24 protein-coding genes are annotated in these 25,500 nt (G+C 64.0%); 1 reads left to right on the top strand and 23 read right to left on the bottom strand.

Features of this window, described 5'->3' with window-relative positions:
- Positions 1 to 6 precede the first annotated feature (6 nt).
- The 19 genes from ACP2YO_RS29685 to ACP2YO_RS29595 all read right to left on the bottom strand — a co-directional run bounded on the left by ACP2YO_RS29685 (position 7) and on the right by ACP2YO_RS29595 (position 21,037).
- Positions 7 to 465 carry a (2Fe-2S)-binding protein gene (locus tag ACP2YO_RS29685; RefSeq protein WP_426434690.1) on the bottom strand — a complete coding sequence of 153 codons (459 nt, stop codon included), beginning with the start codon at positions 463 to 465 and terminating at the stop codon, positions 7 to 9.
- Positions 466 to 485: 20 nt separating this feature from the next.
- Positions 486 to 1,379, bottom strand: a complete 894-nt coding sequence (locus ACP2YO_RS29680) for an FAD binding domain-containing protein (RefSeq protein WP_426434689.1) — start codon at positions 1,377 to 1,379, stop codon at positions 486 to 488.
- Positions 1,376 to 2,413 (bottom strand): ABC transporter permease, encoded by a 1,038-nt coding sequence (locus tag ACP2YO_RS29675; protein WP_426434688.1) that lies wholly within the window; start codon positions 2,411 to 2,413, stop codon positions 1,376 to 1,378. Before ACP2YO_RS29675 ends, ACP2YO_RS29680 begins: the two co-directional genes overlap by 4 nt.
- Positions 2,406 to 3,425 (bottom strand): ABC transporter permease, encoded by a 1,020-nt coding sequence (locus ACP2YO_RS29670; protein ID WP_426434687.1) that lies wholly within the window; start codon positions 3,423 to 3,425, stop codon positions 2,406 to 2,408. Before ACP2YO_RS29670 ends, ACP2YO_RS29675 begins: the two co-directional genes overlap by 8 nt.
- Complete coding sequence (locus ACP2YO_RS29665) at positions 3,422 to 4,960, bottom strand: sugar ABC transporter ATP-binding protein (RefSeq protein WP_426434686.1); 1,539 nt, start codon at positions 4,958 to 4,960, stop codon at positions 3,422 to 3,424. The genes ACP2YO_RS29670 and ACP2YO_RS29665 overlap by 4 nt, the downstream gene beginning before the upstream one ends.
- 64 nt (positions 4,961 to 5,024) lie before the next feature.
- Positions 5,025 to 6,128: a TMAO reductase system periplasmic protein TorT gene (gene torT, locus ACP2YO_RS29660; RefSeq protein WP_426434685.1), complete on the bottom strand. Its 1,104-nt coding sequence runs from the start codon at positions 6,126 to 6,128 to the stop codon at positions 5,025 to 5,027.
- Between the two features lie 103 nt (positions 6,129 to 6,231).
- Positions 6,232 to 8,193: a hydantoinase B/oxoprolinase family protein gene (locus ACP2YO_RS29655; RefSeq protein WP_426434684.1), complete on the bottom strand. Its 1,962-nt coding sequence runs from the start codon at positions 8,191 to 8,193 to the stop codon at positions 6,232 to 6,234.
- Positions 8,194 to 8,197: 4 nt separating this feature from the next.
- On the bottom strand, positions 8,198 to 10,222 hold the full coding sequence (locus ACP2YO_RS29650; RefSeq protein ID WP_426434683.1) for a hydantoinase/oxoprolinase family protein: 2,025 nt from the start codon (positions 10,220 to 10,222) through the stop codon (positions 8,198 to 8,200).
- Between the two features lie 224 nt (positions 10,223 to 10,446).
- On the bottom strand, positions 10,447 to 11,406 hold the full coding sequence (locus ACP2YO_RS29645) for a helix-turn-helix domain-containing protein (RefSeq protein WP_426434682.1): 960 nt from the start codon (positions 11,404 to 11,406) through the stop codon (positions 10,447 to 10,449).
- A gap of 353 nt (positions 11,407 to 11,759) precedes the next feature.
- Positions 11,760 to 12,737 (bottom strand): biotin-dependent carboxyltransferase family protein, encoded by a 978-nt coding sequence (locus ACP2YO_RS29640; protein WP_426434681.1) that lies wholly within the window; start codon positions 12,735 to 12,737, stop codon positions 11,760 to 11,762.
- The gene (locus tag ACP2YO_RS29635; protein WP_426434680.1) at positions 12,727 to 13,602 is read right to left on the bottom strand and encodes a 5-oxoprolinase subunit B family protein; all 876 of its coding nucleotides are present in this window, start codon (positions 13,600 to 13,602) and stop codon (positions 12,727 to 12,729) included. Before ACP2YO_RS29635 ends, ACP2YO_RS29640 begins: the two co-directional genes overlap by 11 nt.
- A 33-nt stretch (positions 13,603 to 13,635) precedes the next feature.
- Positions 13,636 to 15,048: an acetyl-CoA carboxylase biotin carboxylase subunit gene (locus tag ACP2YO_RS29630; protein ID WP_426434679.1), complete on the bottom strand. Its 1,413-nt coding sequence runs from the start codon at positions 15,046 to 15,048 to the stop codon at positions 13,636 to 13,638.
- Position 15,049: 1 nt separating this feature from the next.
- A complete protein-coding gene (locus ACP2YO_RS29625) occupies positions 15,050 to 15,292 on the bottom strand; it encodes an acetyl-CoA carboxylase (RefSeq protein ID WP_426434678.1) in 243 nt (80 codons plus the stop codon).
- Between the two features lie 45 nt (positions 15,293 to 15,337).
- On the bottom strand, positions 15,338 to 16,066 hold the full coding sequence (gene pxpA / locus ACP2YO_RS29620) for a 5-oxoprolinase subunit PxpA (RefSeq protein ID WP_426434677.1): 729 nt from the start codon (positions 16,064 to 16,066) through the stop codon (positions 15,338 to 15,340).
- Positions 16,067 to 16,197: 131 nt separating this feature from the next.
- Positions 16,198 to 17,385, bottom strand: a complete 1,188-nt coding sequence (locus ACP2YO_RS29615) for an ABC transporter substrate-binding protein (protein WP_426434676.1) — start codon at positions 17,383 to 17,385, stop codon at positions 16,198 to 16,200.
- 29 nt (positions 17,386 to 17,414) lie between these two features.
- On the bottom strand, positions 17,415 to 18,488 hold the full coding sequence (locus tag ACP2YO_RS29610; protein WP_426434675.1) for a branched-chain amino acid ABC transporter permease: 1,074 nt from the start codon (positions 18,486 to 18,488) through the stop codon (positions 17,415 to 17,417).
- A gap of 3 nt (positions 18,489 to 18,491) precedes the next feature.
- A complete protein-coding gene (locus ACP2YO_RS29605; RefSeq protein ID WP_426434674.1) occupies positions 18,492 to 19,406 on the bottom strand; it encodes a branched-chain amino acid ABC transporter permease in 915 nt (304 codons plus the stop codon).
- A gap of 3 nt (positions 19,407 to 19,409) precedes the next feature.
- Positions 19,410 to 20,132 carry an ABC transporter ATP-binding protein gene (locus ACP2YO_RS29600; protein ID WP_426434673.1) on the bottom strand — a complete coding sequence of 241 codons (723 nt, stop codon included), beginning with the start codon at positions 20,130 to 20,132 and terminating at the stop codon, positions 19,410 to 19,412.
- Positions 20,129 to 21,037, bottom strand: coding sequence for an ABC transporter ATP-binding protein (locus ACP2YO_RS29595; RefSeq protein ID WP_426434672.1), 909 nt, complete (start codon positions 21,035 to 21,037; stop codon positions 20,129 to 20,131). Before ACP2YO_RS29595 ends, ACP2YO_RS29600 begins: the two co-directional genes overlap by 4 nt.
- Here ACP2YO_RS29595 and ACP2YO_RS29590 point away from each other — a divergent pair.
- Positions 21,008 to 21,928, top strand: coding sequence for a LysR substrate-binding domain-containing protein (locus ACP2YO_RS29590; protein WP_426434671.1), 921 nt, complete (start codon positions 21,008 to 21,010; stop codon positions 21,926 to 21,928). The two genes, ACP2YO_RS29595 and ACP2YO_RS29590, sit on opposite strands and share 30 nt — an antisense overlap.
- A gap of 188 nt (positions 21,929 to 22,116) precedes the next feature.
- On the opposite strand, the gene ACP2YO_RS29585 is transcribed toward ACP2YO_RS29590, so the two are convergent.
- From ACP2YO_RS29585 to ACP2YO_RS29570, 4 genes are all read right to left on the bottom strand, one after another.
- Positions 22,117 to 23,100, bottom strand: a complete 984-nt coding sequence (locus ACP2YO_RS29585; RefSeq protein ID WP_426434670.1) for an LLM class flavin-dependent oxidoreductase — start codon at positions 23,098 to 23,100, stop codon at positions 22,117 to 22,119.
- Positions 23,101 to 23,270: 170 nt separating this feature from the next.
- On the bottom strand, positions 23,271 to 24,029 hold the full coding sequence (locus ACP2YO_RS29580) for an SDR family NAD(P)-dependent oxidoreductase (protein WP_426434669.1): 759 nt from the start codon (positions 24,027 to 24,029) through the stop codon (positions 23,271 to 23,273).
- A gap of 188 nt (positions 24,030 to 24,217) precedes the next feature.
- Complete coding sequence (locus ACP2YO_RS29575; RefSeq protein WP_426434668.1) at positions 24,218 to 24,745, bottom strand: MarR family winged helix-turn-helix transcriptional regulator; 528 nt, start codon at positions 24,743 to 24,745, stop codon at positions 24,218 to 24,220.
- A 19-nt stretch (positions 24,746 to 24,764) separates the two neighbouring features.
- Positions 24,765 to 25,499, bottom strand: coding sequence for an SDR family NAD(P)-dependent oxidoreductase (locus ACP2YO_RS29570; protein ID WP_426434667.1), 735 nt, complete (start codon positions 25,497 to 25,499; stop codon positions 24,765 to 24,767).
- Position 25,500: the final 1 nt, after the last annotated feature.

The following is a 25,500-nucleotide window of genomic DNA, read 5'->3' as shown; positions in this document are numbered from 1 at the left end:
CCCCTGTCATGTCGTGGCGAGCGCCAGCACCGTGGCGTCGACAATGCGCTCGTATCCAGTGCAACGGCAGATGTTGCCGGTCAGCGCCGCGCGGATGTCATCGCGCGTCGCGCCGGGCATGGTCGCCAGAAGGTGCGTCAAGGTCACCACCATGCCGGGAAAGCACATGCCGCATTGCACCGCGTCGGAGGCCTCGAAGGCCTGTTGGATCGGATTCAGTGCGCCCTTGGCGGCGAGGCCTTCGACCGTGCGGATCTCACAGCCCTGCGCGAGCGCTGCGGGCATCAGGCACGACGGGGCAGGTGTGCCGTCGACCAACACCATGCAGGCGCCGCAAAAGCCTTCGCGGCATACCGGCTTGGCGCCGGTCAGGTGAAACTCCTCGCGCAGAACGTCGACGAGCGGCGTAGCGGGATCGGCGGTCGAGGTGAGATGATCGCCGTTGACGGTCAGGCTCAAGATCATGGTTGCTCCCTCGCGCGTGTTCAATTGCCAAGCGCGGCGGTGGCCGCACGACGCATCAGGTTCGGCAACACGCTGACGCGATACCAGGCGGGCACCTCGATGCTGTCGCGGCCGGTAAACTCCCCGGCCAGATCTGCGGCCAGTTCTGCGGTCATGTCTGCCGCCTGCTGGGGATCGAGTATGCAGCCGAGCAGGGCGGCCTCAAGCCGCCCCCAGCGGCGCGCGACCGGTTCGACGGACCCGACCGCGATCCGGATCGCCTGGACACGGCCGGCCGGATCGACGTTCACCGAGAGGCTGACGATAGCGACGGGATAGTCACCTGATTTGCGCAGCGGCAGGCGGGCATGCGCGGTCTTGCGCTCCGTCCGCGGCACGATGATCCGGGTAACCAAGCGGCCGGGCGGCAGTGTCGATCGCACCTTGAGGAAGTCGACCAGGCTGATGCGATCGCTGTTATCCCGGCTGGCAATTTCGACTGTAGCATCGAGGCAGAGCAGCGCCGGCACGCAATCCGCCGCGGCGAAATCCGATGCCGCAAGATTGCCGCCAACCGTCGCCATGCCGCGGATCGCCGGGTTGGCGGAGCGGCCGGCCGCGGCCGCGAGGACGCCGAACTCGGGGAGACCGGTCAATGCCGCCGCCAGCGCCGTGTGCGTCACCGCCGCGCCGATCTCGATCGCAGCGGCGTCGATCCGGATGGCGCTCAGCTCGGGGATTTTTCCGATCGCGACGTAGTGCGGCTTGAGTGGCTCGTGCCGGATCGGGGACCGCATGATCCAGGTGCCACCGGCGAATGGGGCGCCCGCGGGGCCGTAGTCATTCAGCGCATCGAGCGCGGCCGGCAACGTGGGGGCGACATAGATCGATCCCGCGTCGCGGCGCTCGGCTTGCAGGACAAGGCTGCTCGTCATTGGCTTCGTTCCTGTCGTAGGCGATCGAGCAGCACGCCGATGATGACGATCGCACCGAGCACGACCATCTGGACGTAGCCGTCGATGCGGGTGAGGTTCATGCCGTTGGACAGGATAGTGACGAACAACGCGCCGAGCACCGCGGTGCCGACGCCGCCGCGGCCGCCGGCGAGGCTAGTTCCTCCGACCACGGCGCCGGCGATCGCCTGCAACGACAATGAACCGCCAAGGTTCGGCTCGCCCGAGCCAGTGCGCGCCGTCAACATGATGGCGCCAAGCGCGGCAAGCGTCGAGCAGAGCACATAGGTCAGGGCCAGGACTCGCTTCACCGGTAGGCCTGCCACCGCCGCAGCGCGTGGGTTGGTGCCGATGATGTAGAGCGAACGGCCGAACACGGTGCGCGCCAGCATCAAGTGCAAGACGACGCCGACCGCAACGGTGATGACGATGGCGGCCGGCACTCCGAAGATGCTGCCGCCGTAGAAAATCTGCGAGAACAGGTTCGGTACGCCCTGCACCGGCCGTCCCGCCGAAAGCGTCGTCGCGACGCCGATCGCGATGTTGTAGCTGCCGAGCGTCGCGACAAAGGGATTCACGCCGAGCAGCGCGATCACCACGCCGTTGAAGAGGCCGCAGGCGACGCCGAGGCCAAATCCGGCGCCAAGCCCGGCGAGCAGAACGGTCGCTGTGCCGTGGCCCGCTGCGGTGGCGCCAGCCATCGCCAAAGCGGTGCCGACGCTGACCATCGACACCGCAGGGCCGAGCGCCAGATCGAAGCCGCGGGTCAGGATCACCACGCTCTGCGCCATCGCAAACAACGCCAGATAGCTGGTCTGTTGCGCGATATTGAGCAGATTGGCCGGCGAGAGCACGCGGTGGTCGACGGCGGCAAAACCGAACAGAAGCACGATCAGTGCGATCGGCAGCGCTGCATGCCAAAGCCATTTGATCGGGAACGGCATTTCGGACCCCGTGTCCTTCCCCGTGTCCTTCCTTGTGTCCTTGGCGGCGACTGACGATTCGACGTCAGACACGCGATTTCCTCCGTCGGCTAAGTTCGTCCATCGCCACGGCGGCAACCATGATGACGCCCAGGAACACCGGTTGCAGGCGGGAGTCGATGTGCAACAGGTTGAGCGCGTTGCCGAGAATGGTCAGGAACAGCGCGCTGATCGCGACGATCTCGACCCGGCCGATGCCGCCACGCAGGCTAACGCCGCCAATCACGGCGGCGGCGATCGATTGCAGCATCATGCGGTCGCCGCCAAAACTCGCCTGGCCGGAGCCGACCTGCGCGGTGAGCAATATCCCGGTCAGCGCCGCGAGCACGCTGGAGACGGCGTAGGTGCCGACGATATGACGTCGGATCGATACGCCCGAGACTATGGCCGCATCGACATTGCCCCCGATCGCATAGACGTAGCGGCCAAACAGCGTGCGCCGCTGCGCGAACATCATCACGACCATCACGGCGAGCGCGACATAGACGGCCGTCGGCAGCCCGAACACCTGGGCGCGCCCAAAACCCTTCACGAAAACCTCCGGCATGCCGTAAACCGGGATGCCGCTCGTGATCATGAGGCCGACGCCTGATGTCGCCGACATCGTGCCCAGGGTGACCACAAATCCGGAGACTTTCAGCTTCGCCACGCAGAACCCGTTGATGAGCCCGACCACAAGCCCGCAACCGAGCCCGGAGGCGACGCCGCTTGCGATGACGAGCGTGGTATTGCCGGGAAACGCGATCGCCGCGGCGGCCATGGTCTTGGCGGTCACCACGCTGGCCAGCGCGACGACGGCGCCGACCGACAGATCGAAGCCGCCCGCGATGATCACCAGTGCCTGTCCGCAAGCGACGATCGCCAGGAACGAGCCGTTGCGGAGGATGTTGAGGATGTTGATCAGGCCGTAGAATTGCGGGTCGATCGCCGACATGCCGGCGACAACCGCCAGCAATAAAGCGGGCAGCAATCCGATCCGTCCTGCGATCGATCTGCCGAGGCCGATCGATGCCCGGGGTTGGGCGGCGGCAAGGACGGTGCTCATGCGACCTCCGCTGCGAGCTGATCCTTGAAGAAGCTCGCAAGCACGTTCTGCTCGGTTTTCGCGGCGTCCTTCAGTTCGGCGGCGATTCGGCCGTTATGCATGACATAGAGCCGGTTCGACAGCGCCAGCACCTCCGGCAGTTCGGACGAGACCACGATGACCGCGGCGCCAGCCTCGACGAGGCGCTTCATGAATTCGTAGACCTCGAGCTTGGCGCCGACGTCGATGCCGACGCTCGGCTCGTCGAACAGGAACACAGTCAGTTCGCGCGTCAGCGCGCGGCCGAGCATCACTTTCTGCCGATTGCCGCCGGACAGCGCGCCGGCGGGCCGCTCGATGTCGGGCGGCCTGAGCTGCAACTGCTCCATGACGCCAGTGATCGCCGTGCGCTCCGCTGCCTGCCGCAGCACACCGAAGCGGGCGAAGGCGGGAAGGTCGAGCCCCGTCATCGAGGCGTTCTCGCGGATCGGACGCGACAAAGCGAGGCCTTCGGCGATCCGGTCGGCGGGAAAATAGGCGATGCCATGCTTAAGGCTGCGCCGCGGCGCCGGGAATTCGTAAGGCAGGCCGTCGATCCTGATGGCGCCGGAGGCGACCGGCGCGAGCCCGTAGATCGCGCGGATAAGCTCGGACTTGCCGCAGCCGACGAGACCCGCAATGCCGGTGATCTCGCCGGCCTGGGCGTAGAAGTTCACGTCGCGAACGCTGCCGTCGACCAGCGTGAGGTTCTCGACGTCGACCATCACCTTGTCGGGCTTGTGCGCGATTGCCGGAAACAGCAGGTCGATCTTGCGGCCGGTCATCAATTCGACAAGCTCGCCGTCGGTCGACGCTGTTGCGTCGACCGTGCGGATGTGGCGGCCATCGCGCAACACCGTCACGCGATCGGCGAGCGCGCGGATCTCGCGCATGCGGTGCGAGACGTAGATCAGTCCGACATTCTGGCTCTTCAGCCGGCTAATCAGTTCGAACAGCCGCCCGGTCTCGCGTTCGGTCAACGATGCGGTCGGCTCGTCGAGGATCAGCAGGCGCACCCGGCCGAGCAAAGCCTTGGCGATCTCGGTCATCTGCTGGTGCGCGCGCGAGAGGTCGTCGACGCGCTGCGAGGGATCGAGGTCGAAGCCGAGCTCGTCGATGAGCGCCTGAGCGCGTTGCCGCATCTCCCGCGTGCGCAGGATTCCGCCGCGCGAGGCCTCACGGCCGAGGAACAGATTCTCTTCCACGGTGAGGCTCGGCACCAGCGAGAATTCCTGGAACACCGGGCTGATGCCGATCGCGCGCGCCCGCTGCGGCGTGAGGTGACAGATCTCCTCGCCGCCGAAATGGAAGGTACCTTCGTCGGGCGGAAAGGTGCCCGACACGACATTGATCAAGGTCGATTTGCCGGCACCGTTCTCTCCGAACAGCACGTGCAGTTCGCCAGCGCGAACATCGAGATCGACCCGGTCGAGCGCCCGGACGCCACTGAATCGTTTCGAGATGCCCCGCAGACTGAGCAGGGGCTCGGTCTGGTTCAGATCGATGTCGGCATCCATCTCCTGCTCCGTGGGGCGGGCAGGCGAGAGCACGTTGCTCTCGCCTGAGACGAGTGGCGGTGGCTTACTTGGCCTTGACCGAATAGACCGGGGTCCAGCTTGCGGGCGCCAGCACGAGGTCCATCTGCAACTTCGATACGCTGGTCTTGTCGATCGCCGCGGCCAGCGGCTGAGCCAGGCTCATGACCGGCTTCTTCTCGATCAAGCGCACCGCCTGATCGATCGAGATGGCGCCTTCGCCGACCGGGTACTGGGTCGCAAACGCCAGGATGTCGCCGCGGTTCAGTGCGTCGAGCATGGCCTGGTTTTCGTAAGACGACATGATCTTGATATCGTTGCGTCCGGATTCGGCGACCGCGCCGATGGCGGCCTCGGCGGTGGGTGCGGTGCCCCAGATCACGTTCATGCTTGGGTACGCCTGCAGCGCGTCCTGAATCAACTGAAGCTGGACCGCGACGCCGGAGTCGCCGAATTTCTCGCCGAGGATCTTGACGTTCGGGTTCTTCGCGACGGCTTTCTTGAAGCCCTCGTTGAACGACTCCGCCCAGCCGGAGCCGGCCGGTCCGGGAAATGTCACGACGTTGAGTTTGTCGCCGGGCTTGGTCTGTGCCAGCAGACCTTCGCCGGTGACCGCACCCATGGCGACGAAGTCGACATAGATCGCCGCCGGCAGGGCGTTGGGCGGCAGCGGATTGGTGACTCCGACCACCGGCACGCCCTTGGCCTTGGCTTCCTCGAATTTCTTGCTGAGGCCGGCGCCGGAAATCGCGCCGACGATGATGGCGTCGACGCCGCTCGCCATGCAGTCGTCAAACTGCGAGAGCTGCTTGGGGAGGTTCTCGTAGCCGCCGGCTTCATAGAGCGTCATGTTGACGTTCATCGCCTCGGCCTGCTTCACAATGCCGTAGGCGACTGCCACCCAAAAACTGTCTTTCATGTGCGGAAACAGCACGCAGAGCTTGTAGGGCTTCTCGGCCTTCGGCAGCGGAGTGTACTCCGCCAGCTTCGGCGTGCCGGACGAAGCGTCGTAGACCTGCATGGGAAACCAGGGCGTCTCGGCCGCCGCCGGCGAGATCGCCGCGGCAATCGCAAGGCCGGCGACGATGCCGAGTGTGGAGCTGATAGGTCGAAGCCGATTGGCAGGATGGCACGATGTGGAGCGGGTCATAAAATCTGTCCTCAGGGTTCGAATGAAAGGTGAGGGCCGATGACTTCGGATCTCCTCTTATGCACGTGCCGTGCCGCCGTGGGCGACGCGGGTATCGATTGCGTCAGCCGGCGACCCAGTTTGCGACCGAGCGCCGCTCGAAGACCTCGCGAAACTGGCGCGTAGAGTTGGGAAGGAGAGCACCGGTGCCCCAATCGAGGATCACGGCGTGCTGACGGATGACGTCGAAGACATCGAGTGCGCCGCTGCGATAACGCTGTGCCACGACCTCCGGATCTTGCCTCACCTTGGCGATGCGCTCGGCTCTGATGCTCGCGCGGAGCGCATCGGTTGCAGCCTTGTCGACCTCGTATTCGCAGAGCTCGGCATCGACAGTTTGAACCACCACGCCATAATCCTTGGCGGCGCGCGCGATCGAGACATAGTCGTCCTTGATGTCTTCGATCACGAGACGCGGATCGCGTTGCAGCGGGTCGCCGAACCCGCCGCCGCCGGCGGTCGGCCGCGAGAACACGTCACCTTCGCCGATCGGAATGTCGGAGAAGATCGAGCCGAGCCGTTCTTCGCCTTTGCCGCCGGCGCGCGTCAAGGTCAAGCCGTGCGGCATCGACGGCAGGCCGCCCTCGATGCCCCATACGACGGCGCGTTCGCGGTCGCAGATGTAGGAGATCACGGTCTTCTCCGCCTGCAACATCCGCGAGATCTTCTCGACCCCTGCGCCGCCGCGCCATTTGCCGGGGCCCGGGGAATCGGTGAGGATCTCGCACTTCGTGGTCAGGATCGGATTGGCGCGCTCCTGGCCCTCGACTGGCTGCGACATCAGCCCGGTTCCGAAGCAGGCGGTGGTGACATTGCTGCCGTCCTTGCCGTTGCGGCCGCCCCAGCCGCCGGGCAGCCAGTCGTAGAACATGAAGATCGGTTTGTCGGAGCTGCGGGCGTCGAGCCCACCGGTCAGCAGATATTCGAGGTTGAAGGCGCAGGCCAGCGCGCGCTCCGGCATCAGCTTCGACCACATCTCGTAGATCGAGTTCATGATCTTCTCGAACGGCATCAGGAAGCCGGTGACCGCGATCGGCCATTTGGCGTCGACGATCGAGCCTTCCGGCGCGATGATGTCGAAGCAGCGATAGAAGCCGGAGTTGAGCGGCAGATCGGGAAAAAAGGTCTTCATGCCGGCGGCGACGGCGGAGAAAGTCGCGCCGAAGGCCGAATTGTAGATCGATCCGATGGTCGGATGACTTCCGGTGAAATCGTAGATCGCGCGGTCGCCCTTGATCGTCATCTTGATGCGGATCGGGATCATGCCTTCGCCGCCGGCCGGATCGCGATCGATGAAGTCGACCGTTTCCCATTCGCCGTCGGGGAGGGCGACGATCCGCTGGCGTGCCGAGCGCTCGACATAGTCCTGCACGGCGGAAAGTCCGGTTTCGACGGTGTCGCGGCCGTATTTGCTGACGAGGCGCAGGATCTCGCGCTCGCAGACTGCCGTCGCCTCGGCCTGGGCCTGGATATCGCCGATGATCGAAGCCGGATCGCGCGTGTTGGAGGCGATCAGGTGCGCGACGTCCTTGCGCAAGCCGCGCTTGTCGAACAGGCGCACCGGCGTGATGCGCAATCCCTCACGGAACATTTCGCGGGCAGCGACGTCGAACGACCCCGGCACGCTGCCGCCCACATCGGACCAATGTCCGTTCGACTGGCTGAAGGCGATGATCTTGCCGTCGGCGAAGATCGGCCGGATCAAGCGGACATCGGAGAAATGCGTGCCGCCGGCATAGGGATCGTTGATCGCAAAGACGTCGCCTTCATGCATGTCGCCTTCGAAGTGACGCATGACGTCCTGGCAGGTGAAGTGCAGCGTGCCGACATGGACGGCGATGTCCTGGTTGCCTTGCGCGGCGCATTCACCCTTGGCATCGTGCAGGGCGCTCGAGAAGTCGCGATTGTAGATCACGAAGGAGTAGCAGGTCCGCAGCACCTGCTCGCCCATCTGGTCGACACTGGTGATGAAGGAGTTCTTCAGCACTTCGAACGTTACGGGGTCGAGCGTGAGATCGCCGGCCATCGGATCACTCCTTCACGCGGATGATGATGTTGAGGTATTTGTCGACGTCCGCACTGGAGCCAGGCGGCACCACCGTGGTGGCATCGACCTGCTCGATGATCGCGGGACCCTGGAAGCTGAAACCGCAGGGCAGGTCGTCGCGCTGGTAGACCGGAGTGTCGAGCCCGCTGCCGTCGAACCAGACCCGGCGCCGGTCGACCGGATCCGGGATTACGCCAGTCGGCTGATGGACGGCAAACTCGGCCTTTGGGACGACGCCGGTGGCCTTCAGGTTGAGACGGAAGAAGCTGACCGGCGCGTCGTCGCGGCGGAAATTGTATTCGCGCTTGTGCTCGGCATGAAAGCTCCGAACCAGATCCGCGATCGGGCCGATCGGGCGCGGCGCGGTGACCGCGAGCGAGCGCCACTGGCCGCGATACATCATGTCGATCGATCGCTGCAGCACGACGTCCTGCGACGCGACGCCTTCATGGGTCAACCGCGCGAGCGCCTCCCTCTCGAGCGCGGCGAATTGCGCCTCGATATCGGCGGAATCGGCTTCATCGGCGCCGACCATGCAGCTTTGCGAGAAGTCGTGCTGCATATCGACCAGGAGGCAGCCGAGCGCCGAGGTCACGCCGGGATTCGGCGGCACGATGACGACAGGGATCGCGAGTTCGCGCGCGACGTCGACGCCGTGCAGGGCGCCGGCACCGCCGAAGGCGACCAACGCGAAGTCGCGCGGATCGTAGCCGCGGCTGATCGAAATCAGGCGAACCGCATCCGACATGTTGGCGTTCGCAACCTTCAGAATGGCATCCGCGGCCTCATGCAGGCCGAGGCCGAACGGCTTTGCGACACCGTCCTCGACGGCCTGGTGGGCAAGCTCCGGATCGAGCGTCACCTTGCCGCCGGCCAGACTGGTGCCGAGCCGGCCCAGCGTGACGTTGGCATCGGTGTTGGTCGGCTGCGTGTTGCCGTTGCCGTAGCAGGCCGGACCCGGATGGGCGCCGGCCGATTGCGGGCCGTTGCGCAGGGAGCCGGCCGGATCGGTCCAGGCGAGCGAGCCGCCGCCGGCGCCGATGGTCAGCACCTCGATCGAGGCAAAGCGGATCGGGTAGCCGAATTCGACGTACCAGTCCTTGGTGATGCGCGACTGGCCCTCATAGGCCAGCGACACGTCGGTCGAGGTGCCGCCCATGTCGAGGCCGATCGAATTGGGGAAGCCGCACAGGCCGGCGATGTAGCGGCTGGCGATGGCGCCGGCGGCGATCCCGGAGCCGGCCAGGCGCGCGGCAAAATCCTTAACGCTTGCCGGCGTCATGACGCCGCCGCCGGTGTGCAACAGCAGCAGGTCGCGGGTGTAGCCTTCGTGGGCGAGCCGGTCGCCGAGCCGGCTGGTGTAGCTGACGACGACCGGGCTCACGACGGCATTGGCGACCGTGGTCGAGAACCGCTCGTGCTCGAAGATCTCGGGGAGCACTTGCGAGGAGATCGACACCGGAATATCCGGCATCACCTTCAGTAGAATGTCGCGCATCGCGCGCTCGTTCGCGCCGTTGAGATAGGCGTTCATGAAGCAGACCGCGATCGCGGCGACGCCCCGGCGCTTGAGGATGCGCGCGACGTCGTGCGCGGCCTCGACGTCGAGCGGCTGGATCACCTTGCCGCCGGCATCGACGCGTTCGGGTACGGTCAGCCGGTCGCGCCGCGGCACGTAGGGTTTGACGACATCCTTGTAGGTGTCCCAGAGATCTTCCTTGTTGGCGCGGCGGATTTCGATGACGTCGCGGAAGCCCTCGGTCGTCACGATCGCGGTGCGCGGCAGTCGGCGCGTGATCAGCGCGTTGGTCGCGACCGTGGTGCCATGCGAGAACAGCGCGACCTTGGAGAGGTCGATGCCGGCCTTGGAGACGCCGCCCATGATTCCCTCGATGGGATCAGGCGTTGATGCCGTTTTCTCGATGCGAATGAGGCCCGTGACCTCGTCCATGATGCAGATGTCGGTAAAGGTGCCGCCGACGTCGACGGCAACGCGAAGGTTCTGCACGATACGACTTCCTTTCGAACGAGTGCCGGACGTGACGAAACGCGACTGAACGCCAGATCCGGCTGCCGCAGACGGTTGGTTCGACCGGCGGATTTCCGCAGATGTCGTGAGGATTATAAGCGGCTGCTGGCGGAGCTCTTGACGCTGAGCGCAGGAAGACTTGTGCCAGAGAGCACGAAGCGCCAGATCGGATTCTGCCTGGAGCCTTGGCCGTTCTGATTAGATCAGGGCTGAACCGTACGGGACGCGGCGCGCGCTTCGCTCGGCGTGCAGCCGAACCGGCCGCGGTAGTTGCGGCTGAACTGCGCCTGGTCACCGAATCCCCAGTGATAGGCGATCTCCGAAATGCTCTTCCGGCACTGCGGATCGCGCAGCATGGCGTCGCACATCAGGAGGCGCTCGCTGCGGATATAGGTGCTCACGGTGACGCCTTCGCCTTCGAAGATCTGGTGCAGATATCTGAGCGAGATGCCGCAGCCGTCAGCCACCATCTGCGGTGTCAGCCGCATGTCGTCGAGCCGAGTGCGGATGAAGTGCTCGCAGCGATGCAGGTGAGCGTTACGGATCGAGGACGAGTGCCCGGCCAGCACGCGCTCGTCGGACTCGACCGCCATCGCCAGTAAGTCGATGAGGTGCTTGCCCACCATGGCGCGCGCCGGCTCGTCCATCTCCTCGATGCGTTCGCCGGCGAGGCGCAGAGTATCGACAAACAGCGCACCGACGCTGCGGGTGCAGTCGAATTGCAGGGTCGCGAGGCGTTCGGGGCGGGAGATCCGTCCCCTCAGCACCGCGCTCGGGACCTTTAGCACCCAGAGCGCAGACGGATCGCGATGGCTGAACTCGTATGGCAAATGGCTGCGCTCGATCAGGAAGGCGCCCGGCCGGCACAGCACCTCCTTGCCGTCCTGGGCGAAACGAATCTCCGCGAGTTCCGGCACCGTGATCAGGAAGCACTCTTCACGCTCGTTGAGGAGATGGCGCTCGTGCCGCTTGTAGAGCAGGCCGTCCGACACGTTGCGCGAGACCGAGAGCGGCCCGAGCGACCAGGCGCCCAAGCTGCCGTGGAAGTCGTGCCCTCCGAGAAAGCGGAGGTCGAGCGAGAAATAAGCGTCGGAGACGACTTGCTGCCAGTATTGCCGGCGCAGATGCGAGGGAATGTCGTTGGTCGCGTAAGTGGTCTGCATCTTGCGCTCCGTCACTGCCGTCGACTACTGGGCCTCGCCTTCTCTCCCGACGCGGACCGTATCGGTTTCGGACATCGCGGGCGATGACCAAATTCTGGTCGCACGAGGTCTCCGGCGTTGGTTGTCGGCTCGTCACTGCTCCTGCAACTCTTGGCTCCTGTAACTTTCGGGCCCTGCAACTCTTGTGCCCGAACGAGAGACGAACAGGCGCCAGGTCCTCGTCACGTTCCGCGTACTGCGCGATCTGATTTTGCTCCTGAGCTACGGAATGACGACGTCTGCCGCCGGAACAAGCGTGCTGAACAGATTCTGTCCGCTACGCTGCATCTTGTCAGAGCAGTGCCTTGACGTGATCACGCGAGGGAACTGCGGAGCTGAGCCAAGAGTCCGGCCCGGTCGTGGCGCGCCGCAAGCGCCTGATCCATCCCGACCTTGACGAACTTGACCGGCGTGTTGGGCTGGAGCTGACCGATCAGGTCCATGTCCGCCGCGATAACCGTGCCGACCATGAAATAGCCGCCGCCCGATACGGCGTCGCGATGCAGCACGATTGGCTCGGTCCCGCCGGGTACCTGGATCGAACCATAGGGGTAGCAGGCATCGGTGATGTTGGACGGATCGGAGCCGGCCCCGAAGGGTGGCTCGCGTGGCACGAATTCGAGCGGCTTGCCGCCCTTGAAGCGGTAGCCGATGCGGTCGGCTTCCGGAGCGACCTTCCAGGTATCGGAGAAGAATCCGCTGCCGGCGGCCTCGGTGAGGCGGTGCCAATAGAGTCCGGGCATGGCGCGTAACTCCGTCGGCATCCCGGCCGGCATGCCGCGTAATTCCTTTGCGATCGTGCGGCCCGCCTTGGCCGGCGCCGCTGATACGCCAACGGGCAGTTCATCGCCGGCCTCGATCTTGCGACCCTTGAAGCCGCCGAGCGCGCCGAGCGCGTAGGTCGAGCGCGAGCCGAGCACCAGCGGCACGTCAATGCCGCCGGCGATTGCGATGTAGGCGCGCGCGCCCTGCTTGAGGAAATCGAACGACAGTTTCTGGCCGCGCTTGACTTCGAAGCTGGTCCAGGTCTCGCGTGGCGTACCATCGAGCTTCGGCGGCAACTCGGCTCCGGTGACCGCGACCGTGGCGTCGTCGGTGAATTCGAGCTCCGGTCCCATGAACACGGCTTCGAGGACGGCGGCGCCTTCCTCATTGCCAACGAGCAGATTGGCGGCCGCGAGCGCGTGACGGTCCATGCCGCCGGAAAGCGGGATGCCGATGTGATAATAGCCGGGACGCCCGAGATCCTGGACGGTGGTCGCAAGACCCGGCTTCAAGACCTTAATGGGCATGGAGGACTCCCTCGAGCTTGCGATTATAGGCGTCGATGTCGCGGTTGAATTCGGTCAGCGAGAACGAGACCTCGCGGATCACGGGCGCGAAGCGGCCGGCATCGACATCCTCGATCGCGGCATCATAGGCCGGCCGGTCGATCGGCTTCCACTTCACGATATCGCCCGGCCTGAACAGGCACATGAAGTCGCGGAGATAGCTGATCTTCTGGTTGGGATCGTAGATCGGCATCGGCGTAATGCCGAACATCTGGTAGCCGCCGGCGCCACGCACCGAATAGATGCAGCTGAAGCACCCGCCGTGCCCGACCGTGAGTCTCGGCGTATCCGTGCGCGGGCGCAGATATTTCGGGGCCTGAAGCTGCCGCTTGCGTTCTACCATCTGGTAGAGGAAGGGCAGGCCGGCGACGAAACCGACCATCGAGACGAACCAGGGCGCGCTGGAATGCGCCTTGATGAACGCGTCGACGCTGTCGAGGTTGTTGATCTCAGCCGCATATTCGAGGTCGGTGCCCTCAGGATTCTGATGGCGCTCGCGAAAGCGCATCAGGGTCTCGTGCGTCCAGGGATCGTTGTAGAGCACGGGGATCTCGATGATCCGTGTTTTGATGACCGGCTCGGATTTCTCAGTCGACGAATCCAGCCGCTTCAGTTCGGCGAGCATGTCGTCGGGCTTGATCTGATCCGGATCGAACTTGACCTGATAGGAGGCGTTGGCCGGGCAGATCTCGGTCACACCCTTGATCTTGGCCTCGCGCACCGCGTTGGTGACGAATAGGCTCTTGAAAAAAGCCTCGAGCGACATCGCCTCGTCAACTTCGGCAAAGATGTGCTCGTCGCCGCCGAAGGAAAATCTGGTTTGCATGGGACTGCGGCCTCCTGTTGCTGACGGGGCGGGTTATCGTGCGGTCGTCGGGGTGAGCTTGGCTGACGGCGTCGGCGTTGCCGACGCAAGCGCCTCGGCATGCGAAGTGAGCCACGGCTCGAGCCAGGCGGTGTGGAAACGTGCGGACTGCACGTCGGGATCGCGTGCCAGCGCCTGGTGCAAGGATTTTGTCGTCGTCAATCCATCGACCTCAAGCTCGGCCAGCGCACGATCGAGCCGTGCGATGGCGCTGGCTCGGTCCCGATCATGAACGATCAGCTTTCCGAGCAGGCTATCGTAGAACGGCGGGACGGTGTAGCCGGCATAGAGCATGCTGTCGAAACGGACCCCGTCGCCGCCGGGGATGCTGAGGGCGCTCACCGTGCCTGGATTCGGAAGGAAGCCCTTCGCCGGATCCTCGGCATTGATGCGGACCTCGATCGAATGGCCTTTGACCCGCACCTCATCCTGGCGGATGCGCAACGGTTCGCCGCCGGCGATCCGGATCATCTCGATCATCAGGTCGATGCCGGTCACCATCTCCGTTACCGGGTGTTCGACCTGGATGCGGGTGTTCATCTCGAGGAAATAGAATTCGTGGCTGCGGTCGTCATAGAGATATTCGATCGTTCCCGCGCCGCGATACTGCACCGCTTTGGCGAGCGCGACCGCCGACGCGCAGAGCAGTCCGCGAACCGCCGGCGTGAGCGACGGGGAGGGTGCTTCTTCCCAGACCTTCTGACGGCGGCGTTGCAGCGAGCATTCGCGTTCGAAGCAGTGGATGACGTCGCGTCCGTCGCCCAGCACCTGCACCTCGATATGCCGCGCGCCCTCCACCAGTTTCTCGACATAAAGACCGCCATCGCCGAACGCTGCAAGCGCCTCGGCCTGCGCCTGCGGCATCAAATGATGAAACTCCTCGGCGGTTCGCGCAATGCGGATGCCGCGCCCGCCGCCGCCGGCCGCGGCTTTGATCATCACCGGGAAGCCGGTCGTCTCGACGAGCGCGAAGGCGGCCTCGGCGGAGTCCAGGCGTCCACGGCTGCCCGGGACGGTCGGAACGCCGGCTGCGGCTGCGGCTTCACGCGCAGCAACCTTGTCACCCATCAGGCGGATCGATTGGGCCGTGGGACCGACGAAGGTCAGGCCGGCATCCTCGACGGCCGCGGCGAAATTGGCGTTCTCCGCCAGGAAACCATAGCCCGGATGGATGGCGTCGGCGCCGGTGGCGCCGGCTGCAGCGAGGATCGCCGCCTGGTTGAGGTAGGATTTCGACGCCTGCGGCGGCCCGATGTCGATCGCCTCGCCAGCGAGGCGGACGGCGAGCGAGTCCTTGTCGGCCTTGCTGTAGACCTGCACGGTCGCAATGCCCAGTTCGCGCGCCGCGCGATTGATCCGCACGGCGATCTCGCCGCGGTTGGCGATGAGGAGCTTCTTGATCGTCATCTCAGACTTCGATTTCGGCAATGGGCTGGCCGGCCATCACGGCCTCCTCGTTCTCCGCCAGGAAGCGCAGGATCTTACCCGCTGCGCCCGCCTTCACCTCGTTGAACGATTTCATCACCTCGATGAGACCGATCGTGTCGTCTTCCGTGATGATGTCGCCGTCGGATTTGTAGTCTGGTTTGTCGGGCGCGGGCTTGCGGTAGAAGATGCCGGGTAGTGGCGAGAATATCTGCTGGGTGGCCACGGAATTCTCCTCGTGTGTTGGCTTCGACCTTCGGTGCGCGATGCGTCAGGGCGCCGTCAGATAGGGACGGACCGCTTCGCGAACCGCTTCCGCAATCGCGACGGCATTGGGCGTGTCGGAATGGATACAGATGGAATCGGCTCCGACGATGATGTCGTTGCCGGCCACTGTGCGCGTCTTGCCCTCGTTCACCGCGCGTGTGCAGCGCGACGCCGCATCGATGGGATCCTTGGCGTCATGTTCGCGCGTGATGATGAGGCTGCCGTCGGCGTTGTAGTCGAGGTCGGCATAGTATTCAGCGACGAAAGTGTGGCCACGGCGCTCGTAGACCTTTTGATGCAGCGTGCCCTTCATGCCCAGTAGTGGCACCTTGTAGACATCGGCCGCGTCGGCTATCGCTTCGGCAATGTCCTCGTTGCGGGATGCCATGCCGTACAGCGCACCGTGCGGCTTGATATGATTGAGTGCCATGCCTTCGGCGTCGAGGAACGCCTTGAGCGCTCCGATCTGGTAGAGCAGGCAGTTCGCCAGTTCTTCACGGTCGATCTTCATCTCCCTGCGTCCGAAGCCCTGGTGGTCCGGCAGCGACGGATGAGCGCCTACCTTGACGCCATGCTGCCTGGCCAATTGTACGGTCTTGCGCATGTGATTGAAGTCGGAAGCGTGGAATCCGCAGGCGACATTGGCGACGTCGATATGAGGCATCAGGGCATTGTCGTCGCCCATTCGGTACAGGCCGTAGGCTTCGCCCATGTCGCAGTTGATAACCACCATCTTTCATTATCCTCCCGTTGTCTTTCTTTCGGGTTATTGCGTGTGACTTGAGGGTTGCGCCGCTCGCGGATGCGAAGACGCATCGGCGAGCGGCGTAGGGCGAGCTTACTTCGAAGGCTTACTTTGAGAGCTTACTTGGAGATCAGGTAGTCGACCGGGATCTTTTCCGAGATTGTCCACTGGTCGATCACCTTCGGCTTGCCGGCCTCGGTGTCGACAATGAGGTAACGGCCCTGGTTCTGGTGGTGGAGGTCCTTGGTGAAGGTGCGAGGCCCGAACAGCGTGGACTCGTTGGTCATCTTCTCGAGCTCGGCCACGACGCCGGCGGCATCCGTCGTCTTGGCGCGTTCGACTGCTTTGGCCCAGACGTCGATCAGGACATAGCCGGGATAGACATATTGGCTGGAAGGATCGCCGCCGGTCACATCCTTGTACTTCTTGTTGAACTCGTTGACCTTCGGATTCGGGTCGTCGCCGTAGACCGAACCCTGCACCGGTACGTAGAAGTTCGACAGGTCAGGCACGGCGTTCTGCCAGTAGCTGCCATCGACGCCCGAGCCGTTGAGGATCATGGACTTGATGCCGGCGGCGCGGATTTGCTTGATGGCGGATACGGCCCCCGGCATCATCGTGCAGAGCATGATGGCGTCGGGTTCCTTGGGCAGGCTCTTGATGCGCGTGATCTGGGACGCGATCGAGGCGTCGTCGTTCTTGAACGTGTCGCTGCCGACGAGCGTGGCGTCCTTCAGGCGCGGCAGCATCCAGTCGAAGCCGTCGCAGATACCCTTGTTGTAAACGGTCCAGCTGTCGAGCAGCCGGTAGAAGCTGCGAGCGTTCTTCTTCTTGTAAGCCCATTCCGACATGGTCGCGCCCTGCACCGGCGCCAGCACCGAGGCCGAGAACGAGAAGGGGCCGACGCCCTGGATGCCGGCCTTGATCGATTCGGCGCATAGGAAGAAGGAGACCTTGCCGGCCGCCTGGGCCTGCAACGCCGCCGGTGCGCCGAAATCATAGTCGCAGGAGACGATGACGAGGTCGGCGCCCTGGTCGAGTACCGCAAGTCCGGCCTTGGCGCCTTCGGCCTGATCGGTCTTGGTATCCGCGAACACCGGCTTGATCTTCTTGCCGAGCAGGCCACCCGCCTTGTTGATCTCGTCGATGCGGATCAGGGCGGCATCCTGGGCCGGCTTGTCATAGGCCTGCATGAACCCGGAAGCGGCGGTGGCGAATCCAACGATGATTTCATCGGCGGCATGGGCCGGCGTGAACCACAACGTGGCGGCGCCGGCCAGTATCCCAAGTACTTTATCGAAACGCATTGTCCACTCCTTCAATGATGCAACGGACTTCAGTTGGTTTCCTTCAGCGCGGTCTGCACAGGCGGTGCGAGGCGCCGCTGGAGCGGCCAGCCTCGCCATGAGAATTCCCGGTTGCGGGTGAGACCGCTCGGCAGGTAGATCAGGATGACGATCGTGATGATGCCGATTGCGATTTCCTGGGCACCGTTCGGCAGCGCCACGGTCAAGCCTTCGACGCTGACGCCCCTCTCGAGGTCGCGAAACAGCTCGATCAGAACCGACATCGCAACCACGCCGGTAACCGCGCCGCTAAGGCTGTACATGCCGCCCACCACCAGCATCGACAGGGCGATAAAGGTCGTGCGCAGGTAGAATGAGCCCGGATTGACGATGCTCAGGAAATGCGCGTAGAGCGCGCCCGCCAGACCGATGATGAAGGCGCTGACGACAAAGGCAACCAACCGCTCCCGCACGATATCGACGCCGGAGGCTCTGGCGGCCACCGCCTCGTCGCGCGCGGCACGCAGCGCAAGTCCCGAGCGGGAAATCGAATAGAGATACGCCGTTACGATAGCGACCGCGGCACCCAGCCACCCGGTCCAGACGCTCATAGTGGGGGGGATTCCGACGATCGAGCCTTGGCCGCCGGTGACGGAGTCCCAATTCGAATAGATGTTGTTGACGACGCCTAGCAGGCCGAACGTGGCGATCGAGGCGGCGATTCCCGAGAGCCGCATGATGATGCGCCCGACGATCAGCGCAAACAGCGCTGCGAACACGCCCGAGATTGGCGTGGCCAACCACATCGGCAATTGCGTATGCAACAGCCACGCCGGCAGTCCCTTGAGCGTGATCGACTTCATCACCGGCGGAATGGTCAACCATGCCGTCATGTAGGCTCCAAGGCACATGAAGCTGATATGCCCGAACGACAGCAGGCCCGAATTGCCGACGAAGGCGTAGAGCCCGACCACCACCATGATGTTGATGAACATCTCAATCGCGGTGCGGTTGAAGGCCCGGCTGCCGAACTGATAGGACAACGCCGCCATCGCGAGCAGCACCACGATCAGTATGATCGGGGTAACGATCGTTTGCCGGATGACGGAAGGCGGCCGCGACATCGATCAGACTCTCTGCTTGGCGGACTTCGGGGCGAACAGGCCCTGCGGGCGAACCAGCAGGACCACGATCACCGCGCCGTAAACGAAGGCATCGCGGAACACCCGGGCGTCATGCGGCAAAGTGGCCTGAAACACGACGCTTGCGGCGCCGATCAGGAAGCCGGCGGCGACCGCGCCGGGCGCGCTGCCGAGGCCGCCGATGACGGTGGCGATGAACGCGATCAGCATCACATTGGCGCCCATACCAATATCGGCAGTGCCGGAGTTGGTGGCGAGGATCAGACCGATTGCAGCCGCCAGCATGCCGCTGATGGCAAACGCCAGCAGAATGACGCCATTGGCGCGCACCCCGAGCATGCGGGCCATGGTGAAATTCTCGGCCGCGGCGCGCATTTCCAGGCCATAGCGCGTGTACTTCAGGAACAGCACCAGCACGGCCAGGACCACCAGCGTGATGATAATCGTGACGACCTGCAGCATCGGAATGTAAGCGCCGAGAAACTCCACCGGCAGGCCGAGGCTGGGCCACAGTGTGATCGACTTCGGGCGGCTCGAATAGAACATCAGCAGCAGGTGCCGGATCACGAAGCCGAGCGCGAACGATGCGATCATCATGGTCGCCGGATTGGCGTTCCGGAATTGGCGGAAGACAATCACTTCCGAGAGCATCGACAGGCCAGCTCCGACGAGTAGCAGCAGCGGAATCAGCAGATAGAATGGCAGCCTGCCGGTGAATACGATTGCCGCGGCATCGACCGACGGCCACAGCATCGCGAACACGCAAAAGGCGATGAAGTCGCCATGTGCGAAATTCACCAGGCGCATGACGCCGAAGACTGCGGCGATGCCGAGCGCGCCAAGCGCGTAAATGCTGCCCAGGCTCAGCGCGTCGAAGACGATTTGCAGGACAGCGGTCATCGCCTAATGGTCCCCGAAACCGAAATAAGCCTGTTTCAGCCGCTCGTCCTTGACCATGCTCGCGGCCTCTCCCTCCAGCACGATGCGGCCGCCCCGGATCAGAACCATGCGCCCACCCGTCATTATCGCGCGCGCCGAGCTTTGCTCCACGATCAGGAGGGTGAGCTTGCGCTGCGATCGCAGCCGCATCAGGATTTCGTAGACCTGGTCGATGATCTTGGGCGCAAGGCCGAGCGAGGGCTCGTCGATCGCCATGAGGCGCGGAGCGGCCATCAGGGCGCGGCCGATCACCAGCATCTGCTGCTGCCCGCCGGACAGCATGCCGGCGGTGCCGTGGCGGCGCTCCGCCAGCATCGGAAAGTCCTGGTAGACGGACTCGAGATCGTCGGCGATCTTTTTCCGGTCGGTGCGCATGCCGGTACCGACCCTTAGATTTTCCTCGACGGTCAGGCCGCCGAACACGTTGCGTCCTTCGGGGACCAGCGAAAATCCGCGCCGCGCGATCTCTTCCGGTGCGGCGCCGGTCATTCTCGTGCCGTTCAGCATGATGCTGCCCGAACCGGTGGGAACGACGCCGGCGATGGCGTTCAGCAGGGTCGACTTCCCGGCGCCGTTCGGGCCGGTCACGAACAGGATCTCGCCTTCGGCGATGGTCAGCGTTACACCGCGCAAGGCGGTGAGGCGCCCATAACGCACGGTGATGTCGTCGACCGCCAGTAACGTCATGACGCCGTGGCCTCTTCCGCGAGCGCCGGGATGATCTCGTCCTGTTGCGTGCCCATATAGGCGTGGCGGACCGCGTCGCTGCGTCGGATCTGGTCGGGCGCGCCGACCTCGATGATCTCGCCGGAGTCGAGCACGAAGATGCGCTCGCACAATTCGAGCACAAGCCCGATATTGTGCTCGATCAGGAGGACGCCGACGCCGAGTTCGCCGGCGATCCGCTTGATGACGACGGCCAGATCGTGGCTTTCGTGCTCTGACATGCCCGCCGCCGGTTCGTCGAGCAGCAGATATCGCGGCGTGCACATGATGGCGCGGCCGATGGCGACGCGGCGTTCGTCGGTATAGGGCAGGGCACCTGCGATCGTGGCTGCAAGCGGTGAAATGCCGAGCCAGGCCAGCACTCGCTTGGCTTCCGCGATCGCGTCGCGCCGGCTTTGGCCGAGGCCGACGCCTGTCACCTCGAGGTTGTCGATAACAGGGAGATCGCGGAAGAGCCGCCCCGATTGAAACGTGCGCGCGACACCCATGCGCCGCAGCTTGTGCGCGGCCACGCCTCCGATCGCTTCGGCTTCCAGTTCGACCACTCCCGTTCCGACCGGCTGGAATCCGGTCAGGACGTTGATGAGGGTGGTTTTTCCCGCGCCATTGGGCCCGATCAACCCGGTGATGCGGCCGCGCGGGACGGCAAGGGTGACGCCCGACAGTGCTTTCAGGCCCTCGAACTGGACGCTGACGTCGCGAGCGACCAACTCCAAGCCCTGGGAAGTCATCGATATGCCCGTCTCCCACGTCCCACGCGAACCAACGATTGATTTTTGCTTCGGAGGGGGGGATTGTAAAATTCGAAATACTAGTCGCTGATATCGGAAAAATTGATGGCTCTGAGTTTCCGTCAGGTTCGGCATTTCATTGCTACCGCGGAGTCCGGGAGGGTTTCGGCCGCCGCGGCTGGGCTCAACGTGACGCAATCGGCTGTCACGGCATCAATCAAGGCGCTCGAAGCCGATCTCGGTCGCAAGCTGTTCGACCGGCATTCCAACGGCGTCACGCTCACCTTCGACGGTCAGGAATTCCTGCAGCGCGCGCGGGCCATCGAAGCCAGCGTGTCGGATGCGATGCGGGGGCCGCACCGCTGGGGAACCCAGGTCGGTGGCACCGTCGATGTCGCGGTCAGCTATACGGTCGCCGGCTATTTCCTGCCGCCGCTGCTGTCGCGCTTCTGGCGATCCTTTCCCGGCATCACCGTGCGGCTTCACGAATTTCAGCGCGATGCGATCGAGCAAAGCCTTGTGAAGGGCAGCGTCGATGCCGCCATCATGCTTGTCTCGAATCTGCATGATCGACGCAGTATTCGTTCACGCCTGTTGTTGCGTTCTCCGCGCCGTCTATGGACCTGCGCCAATCATCCGCTATTGCACAAGGACAAGGTCACGCTGGCCGATCTTGCTGGCGAGCCATATTTGATGCTGACGGTCGACGAGGCCGAACGCTCCGCAATGCGTTACTGGCAGCGTACGCCCCATGTACCCAACGTAACCTTCCGCACGTTGTCCGTAGAAGCCGTTCGGAGCATGGTGGCTACCGGAATGGGCATCACGGTCCTGTCCGATATGGTCTATCGGCCCTGGTCGCTGGAAGGACACCGTATCGACGTCAAGGTGCTGGATGATGACGTCCACACCATGGACGTTGGGCTTGCCTGGAAAAGCAAGACGCGGCTTTCTCCAGCAGCCCGTGCCTTCTGCGAGTTTGTCTCGCACGCCTATCCGGGATCGGAGCCGGTCCAGTTCGATTGAGGATGATGGTCCGGCGGCAAGTTGCCGAGCCATGATCCGCGTGTCTCGTGTGGCCGGACGGAGCCCGCGCGCAAGACGCGGCTCGTCTCCGGAAACACCAACGCGCCGACAATGATGTTCGGCGAACGTGCGTCCCGTTTCATCCTGAACAAGGAACCCCTGGCGAGAACTTCTTGAAAATTCCGAAGTCAGCCGCCGGCGATACTGGCGATGAGTTCGAAGGATCTTAGCCGGGTTGCGTGATCGTAGACGTCCGACACGATCATGAGTTCGTCGGCGCCTGTCTCCGCAACGAGCGCATCGATACCGGAACGAACCGTCTGGGGCGAGCCTATGATGGAACGGGCGAGCATTCTCATCGCCTGCGCTTTTTCCGCGGGCGACCAGTAGCTTTCGATGTCGTCGATCGGTGGCTGGCTGAGGCCTCGCGCACCGCGGAAGATGTTCGCAAAGGACATCTGCTGCGTCGTCGCCAGTCTGCGCGCTTCGTCGTCGCTGCCCGCCGCGATGATGTTGACGCCGACCACGGTGTAGGGGCGGTCAAGCTGCTCCGACTGTTTGAAGCGGCTGCGGTAGATTTGCAGCGCCGGGATGAGCTCGTCGGGCGCAAAATGCGAGGCGAAGGCATAAGGAAGCCCGAGCTCAGCCGCAAGCATCGCACCAAAATGGCTCGATCCCAAAATCCACAACGGCACTTCTGTCCCTGCGGCCGGCACGGCCTGGATACGCTGATTTGGACCGGCAGGGGCCAGAAAGGCCTGCACCTCGAGGACGTCCTGCGGGAAATTCTCGGCGGCTTCGGGCGTGCGGCGCAAGGCGCGCAGTGTGAGCTGGTCGGTCCCGGGCGCGCGGCCCAGTCCCAGGTCAATGCGGCCTGGAAACAGTCGCGCCAACGTCCCGAACTGCTCCGCAATGATGTAGGGCGCATGGTTGGGGAGCATGATGCCGCCGGCGCCGACACGGATGGTTTTTGTTCCTGCTGCGATATGGCCAATCACAACGGACGTCGCGGCGCTTGCGATGCCGGCCATGTTGTGATGCTCCGCCACCCAAATGCGACGATAGCCCCATGCCTCGGCGTGGAGCGCAAGATCGCGGGCGTTGTCGAGTGCACCGCGCGCATCGGTCTCTTCGGTGACGCGGACCAGGTCGAGGATAGACAGTGCCGTCATAGGAGCTCCCGAATCAAACCATGTGCTGGGATGACGCCGCGAGCGGGTGCTCGGTCGCGTCCAAGCTGGTCCGAAACGGCGGGATTCATCCGATTCCTGAATCCCATATGGATACGGTCGCCATGTGGGTCAATCCGGAGAGCCCCGAGACGGCGAGAATACGACGCGCTCTACACCCAGCCGCCATCCACGACGTAATGCTGCGACGTGCAGGCCGATGCTTCGTCGGACGCGAGAAACACGGTGAATTTTGCGATCTCATCCGGGACGAGCTTCCGCTTCAGGCACTGGCGGTGCATCAGCTCTTCCACGCCCGCCGGCGTTAGCCATTTCTCGATCTGGCGCTGGGTCATGATCCAGCCGGGCGCGATTGCATTGACCCGAATGTTGTAGGGGCCGTAGTCGCGCGCCAGCGAGCGGGTGAGGCCGATCACGCCGGACTTGCTGGCGGTATAGGCGGCCATGCCGCCCTGGCCCACCATCCACGAGACCGAGCCGAAATTGATGATTGCGCCGGCGTTTTCCGCCTTCATGTCCGGCAGTACCGCCTGTGCGGCAAAGAATTGATGCTTCAAGTTGACGGCGATGCGATCATCCCAATACTCCGGCGTCACCTCCTCCGTCGGGTGCCGTTCGTCATGGGCGGCGTTGTTGACGAGGATATTGATCGGACCGTGGGTTTTCTGTGCATCGGAGATGCCGGCGCGCAGTGCCGCGATATTAGTGAGGTCGACGTTGAGGAAATGCGCGCTGAGACCCATGCCCGATAGCTCGCGCGCGAGATGAGCTCCTTCTTCGACCTTGATGTCGAAAAACACGACCGTGGATTTCTGCTGCGCGAAGCGCCGCACGATCGCTTCGCCGATGCCCGAAGCGCCGCCCGTGACGAGAACGACCTTGCCGGCGAGATCTGAATATGTCGCTGCCATGATTTCCTCTCGAACCGCGGTAGGTATGCCCACCTGCGCGCCGGTAGAACGGCTGCCGCGGACTTTAGCTAGTCCGTCCATGAGATGTATAGATCAGAATTCGAGAGGGCGTCCAGTTCCGAAAGGCGAGACGGCGCGAACGCAATCTTGTGCCCGAGGGATCATCGATGGACCAGACATCCGTGACGTCAGGCGTGTTTGTCGAGGCGGCGCTTGAGCAGCGTCAGGTGCTGCAGCAGGTCGGACTGCGCGACGGGTGACAGCTCGCCGATCAGCGCAATCACCCACTCCTCGTGCCGGCGCGCCATCCGGCCGAATTCCTTTGTACCGTCCTGTGACAAGCGCAAACGGAAGGTACGGCGATCCTCGGAATCGACCTCGCGATGGATCAATCCGTCGGCTTCCAGCTTCTGCACCAGCGCGGTGATCGCGCCGTTCGATACCATCAGAAGGTCGGAGACCTCGGACATGCTCGCTCCCTCAGGTTTGCGAGCAAGCTGCGCCAGCAGGTCGAAGCGGGCCAGCGTGGTGTTGAACTCCTTGCGCAGCCGCGCATTCAGCGACTTCTCAATTCGGGTCGCGCAGGAGAGCAGCCGCAGCCAGATGCGCAGCTCAAGATGCGCGCCGTCGGACTCGTGCGCCGGCTCGATCGGCTGCAGCGGCGGCGGGCGTGCGCTCTTCGGGGATCGTGCGTTTCGTTTGACTGTGGCATCCATGGCTGCGTCTCGCCGAAAACTAGATGGAAATCGAACCGATGCTGGCACCGCCGCAGACATAGAGCGTCTGCCCGGTGATGAAGTCCGCATCCGGCGAACTGAAGAAACTGACCGCGCGCGCAACGTCGGTGGATTTGCCGAGACGGCCAAGCGGAATCGACCGGGCCAGCGTCTTCGCGCGTTCGGATTCCGGCGACATCACGCTCTCGAACATTTCGGTATCCGCGATCGGGCCTGGCGCGACGACATTGACGGTGATCCCGAAGGGAGCGAGCTCCAGCGCCCAGGTTCGCGCCATGCCGATGATGCCGGCCTTGGTGGCCGAATAGACCGTGCGGGTCACAGCCCCGAGCGCGGCGCGCGACGACAGCAGCACGATGCGGCCGAAGCGCGCCTGCTTCATGCCGGGCAGCGCCGCCTGCGCCAGCGCAATTCCGGCGCCGAAATGCAGCTGGGCGAGGGCGCCGACGTCTTCGTCGTCAACCTCTTCCAGCAGCTTGGCACGGATGGCGCCTGCATTGTGCACGACATGGGTGATTGCAACCTTGGCGGCGATATCACCGGCCATCTGGCGTGTCGCAGCCGCATCGAGCAGATCGACCTCGTGCGAGGAGAGCCTCGGATGGCTCCAGTCGGGCTTTCGCCGCGACAGCGAGATCACGTCATACCCATCGGCGAGAAGACCGCGCGCGATCGCGGCGCCAATCCCGGTATTGCCGCCGCTGACGATTGCCGTGTGGTGGACCGTACTCATC

Origin of the sequence: Bradyrhizobium genosp. P, assembly GCF_049949265.1 — a bacterium.
In the GTDB taxonomy this organism is placed as follows: domain Bacteria; phylum Pseudomonadota; class Alphaproteobacteria; order Rhizobiales; family Xanthobacteraceae; genus Bradyrhizobium.
Note: the sequence above shows the minus strand (reverse complement) of the source record. Positions and strands in the feature narration are given on the sequence as shown.